The following is a 3,046-nucleotide window of genomic DNA, read 5'->3' on the forward strand; positions in this document are numbered from 1 at the left end:
ATAACGGATCATTTTTATAGTGGTCGGGCATCAAATCATCAAACAAATCGGGATTGCTCATGGCCACAGTTATCTTTTCCGTATACGAAAACAGATTTTTTTGATCAACACGGTATTGATCTGCTTTAGCCTGTAATCGTTCCGCGTCCTTTTTTACCAACGGACTTGATTCCTGTGGGATATCCGCTTCAATTTTTGCTGTTTTACCTTTCTCTAAATCAAGCCCCATCAGGTATTCAGAGATTTTTTCAGCGTCTTTCATTGCAAACCCTAGTTCTTTTGCCCGATCTTCCGGCTTTATGGCTTTGAGCCAGGACGAAACATATGCTTTATTGCTTTCTTTGGATTCGGCAGAATATCCAATGCCGATTTGAGAACACACCAGCCAGCTTGATATTTCCGCCCTTAATTCTTCCTTGGCCCTGGAATCCTTATCCGCATAGTCAACACCCCTGTCCATCATGGATTTATGAGCCGTGGCATGCGCTAATTCATGAAATACTGTTGAATAATATTTTGATTTATCGTCAAACTGTGATTTGTCCGGCGTTTCAATGGAATGGGTTAAAAAATTATAAAACGCCTTATCAAGCTGGCTTCCGGTGATTTCCACATTGGCAGCGGATATCAGATTTTCTGCTTTATCTTCCGGTGTCCAGGCAGGCTCCGGATGCTTGTATTCTTCAACACCTTCAATCTGGGTGGCATTAAAAACAGAAAAAGTTTTAAAAACAGGTCTATTGACCTTGGTAATTTTTTCTTCACCGTTTTCGTCGAGGACGGGCTTTCCTTTATCATCGAGCTCTTTTTCCAATCTGGCAGGTGAATAAAAAAATCCTTTGGAAGCTTTTTGCCCTTTTTTGACAAAGCAATTCATATCTTTAGCCTGGTTGAACGTCATCCACCTGGGATCATTGTAGCCGCTCATTGCCAGATTAATCAGGTTTACCCCTTTATAATTCTGATCAGTGGTTAAATTTTTAGGCAATTCCAGCAACCTGCCTTCCTCCCACGGTTTCTGCCAGGGGGCATTGCCTTTTTCAATGGCCTCTAAAACCCTTTTGGAAAAATCATTGAGCTGATCTTGATATTTACTCATAAGTCAGCCTCCTCACTCTCCAACTGTGCCTTCTGCATTCTGGCTAATTCTTCAGCAGAAATTTTGATAAGGCCAAAGGATTCTTCCGCATATTCGGCAACATCCCCCGGGATATCGTCAGAATCAAAATCAAGACGGTCAAGCTGTCTTTTCAGCCAGGCGATGTACTCATTAACGGTCATGTTGCGTTTCATTGCAAAGTATTCAAAATCCATTGTCATTCTCCTTTTTTATCTGCGAACTGGGGTCTGCCGTTATTGTCAAAATACGTTTGTCTGCATTCGGGGAAGCCGGAGCATCCCCACCAATAATTTTTTTTGCCTCCTTTTCCTTTTTTCTTTGATTCCCGTTTTACAAGCGGTTTGCCGCAGGCCCGGCACTTGTGTTCTGATAATTCTATTTCCTTTTTTGGCGTTAAATCCGGCTTGCCGTTTTTATCGTTGAGGAACACAGGCTTGACATGCCCATCCTGGTTGAAGCAGGCCCAATACCACGACCCTTTTTTGCTTTTTTGCCTGCGTAAAGGCCGGCCGCATTCCGGGCAAAGATGGGTTCCCGGCAAAGGGGCTAATTGAAGGGCGAATATTGCTTTAACAAGTTCCGGGATTTGGGTGGTTTGATCCGTCATGAATTCAGACAGGCTTTCGTTACCATCAGCGATGGCAGAAAGCCTTGATTCCCATTGTGCCGTTGTCACAGGATCAGTGAGTATACCTGGGGCCATTTTTACCAGCTGCCGACCAAGATCCGTTGAAATGATGTTTTTTTTCCGGAGTTCAAGCAGCTGCCTGGTTTTTAATGTTTCTATGATCCCGGCCCTAGTGGCTTCAGTCCCGATCCCTTCATTTTCCTTTAAAGTCTTTTTGGCTTCGGTATCTTCAATAAACCTGTGGATATTTGCCATGGCCTCAATGAGTGTACCTTCGGTAAACCTTGCGGGTGGTTTGGTTTTTTGGGATTTGATATCAATGTCAGAAGCGGTTATGTCGTCATCTTCATGGACATTAGGTAAGGCTTGTTCTTCACTGTTTTCAGCGTCTGATTTTTCTTCTTTGATGAAAGCTGTCCAGCCTGGATTCAATATCGTTCGGCCCGTTGATTTCCAGACAGTATGATTGATGCCGGTCAAAATTTTCTGCGCTTCAAACTCCATGGCTGCATAGAACTGAAGGCAAAAGCTTTGTGCAATCATGCGGTACAGGTCAGATTCGTCATCTGATAAATTCGAAGGAATTTCACCCGTGGGAATAATGGCATGATGGGCAGTGACTTTTTTCGTGTTGTATGCAGGGCTTTTGATGGAGCAATCCGTGTTCCCGGCAATTTGCTCAAGCCCGGGCAGGTTTGCCAGGACTGAAAGCACACTGCCAGCTTCATCAAATTGTTCCTCCGGCAGATAACGGCAGTCGGACCGGGGATAGGTTGTCAGCTTTTTTTCATAAAGGGCCTGGGCCACATCAAGCACTTGTTTTGCTCCCATACCCAACGTTGACGAGGCCGCTTTTTGTAAAGAGGACAGGCAATGAGGTAACGGCGGATTCTTCTTCTTTTTCTCTTTGTGGGCTTCAAGAATTTTGCCCGTCTGACCGCTTACTTCTTTTTTGATCCGATAGGCTTCATCAGGGCTGATTAGGTGGCCTTGGTCATCCAGCCCTTTTTGTGTGTCAAGTGGCTGAAACGTGCCAGTGAATGGTCCTGCTTCATGAAGGATTTCAACATGCAGGGTGAAATACGGATGGGGTTTGAAGTTTTCAATAGCCAGGTCCCGGTTGACCACCAGGGCCAGGGTCGGGGTCTGGACCCGGCCAAGGGATAACACGCCCTGGCAGCCGGCATCACGTCCTATGAGGGTCATGGCCCGGGTGCAGATCATGCCTACCAGCCAGTCTGCCTGGGATCTGGCTCGAGCTGCATCGCGTAGGCCGGTATAATCATAGTAGTCCGACA

The 3,046-nt window shown here is 45.6% G+C and carries 3 protein-coding genes; all 3 read right to left on the minus strand.

Annotation, left to right across the window (positions count from 1 at the left end; genetic code table 11):
- A partial coding sequence (locus tag AB7U36_RS21580; protein WP_428161671.1) for an ArdC family protein occupies window positions 1–1,099 on the minus strand: 1,099 nt, incomplete at its 3' end.
- Window positions 1,096–1,314 carry a hypothetical protein gene (locus tag AB7U36_RS21585; protein ID WP_428161672.1) on the minus strand — a complete coding sequence of 73 codons (219 nt, stop codon included), beginning with the start codon at window positions 1,312–1,314 and terminating at the stop codon, window positions 1,096–1,098. The genes AB7U36_RS21580 and AB7U36_RS21585, both read right to left, overlap by 4 nt.
- A gap of 2 nt (window positions 1,315–1,316) precedes the next feature.
- On the minus strand, window positions 1,317–3,046 hold a 1,730-nt coding region (locus AB7U36_RS21590; protein WP_428161673.1), incomplete at its 5' end, for a DNA topoisomerase.

The organism is Desulfobacter sp. (assembly GCF_050177295.1).